This window comes from Gelidibacter salicanalis, assembly GCF_016469035.1.
Classification (GTDB): Bacteria; Bacteroidota; Bacteroidia; order Flavobacteriales; family Flavobacteriaceae; genus Gelidibacter; species Gelidibacter salicanalis_A.
This window is the reverse complement of the sequence record NZ_JAEHJZ010000119.1, coordinates 1-701: the sequence shown is the minus strand read 5'-3', so window position 1 is coordinate 701 and position 701 is coordinate 1. Positions and strand designations below refer to the sequence as shown.

At 32.5% G+C, this 701-nt stretch carries 2 protein-coding genes; both read right to left on the bottom strand.

Features of this window, described 5'->3' with window-relative positions; translation table 11 throughout:
• A partial coding sequence (locus JEM65_RS21120; protein ID WP_233530778.1) for a DUF5996 family protein occupies positions 1–373 on the bottom strand: 373 nt, incomplete at its 3' end.
• A 240-nt stretch (positions 374–613) separates the two neighbouring features.
• Positions 614–701, bottom strand: an 88-nt coding sequence (locus JEM65_RS21115) for a pirin-like C-terminal cupin domain-containing protein (RefSeq protein WP_199603708.1), incomplete at its 5' end; no start/stop codon positions are given.

Here is a 701-nt window from a genome sequence, read left to right as displayed (position 1 = left end):
CTTCAATTTCATTGGGCACTGCGTTTATTTTTATATCAATTCCAATTTCTTTAAGATATGTCAAGACCTTTTTATAGCAGCTTGACACTTTTAAGCTTTCAAGGTCAAAGGTTTTCTTTTCGTTGTCGCTCGAAATAATTTCTAAGCGGTGCTCTAAAAAGTTGAGTATGATTTCAAGCTGCTTATCTTCAGCAAAGATAGGGTCACTTGTTAATCCGTTAGTGGTCACTTTTAGTGTAGAATGCCATGAATGATTGATCCACGGATTTAAGGCCAATTTTATTTTACCAATAATTTGCGTCCATAGGTGTATCGTTTCATAGGTATCTTTTGATTTTTCAAAGGACAATTCCGGCCATTTAGTATGTTCCATAGTTGACAGTTTAAGTTTTGTTAACGAGTTAAATTTTCTAAATATTCCTAAAAGTTAATCAATTTACTGCTTTTGCAGATGATTTTATAAAGGTTTTAACCATTCTTAAAGCTTGTATCCCTNNACTTGTTAATTTATAAATATTAAGGCTACCATACATTTTAGGAAGTATGTCTCAGTGAAACTTTTCAAGGTCTTTTTAAGTTTTTGTCAGTGTTCCAATAAAAAGTAGTAATGCCGTTAATCTTCTAAATAGCCAAACTTGCCAATATTATAATCGTTGAAGGCTTCAATTAACTCTGCCCTTGTGTTCATTACAAATGGGCCT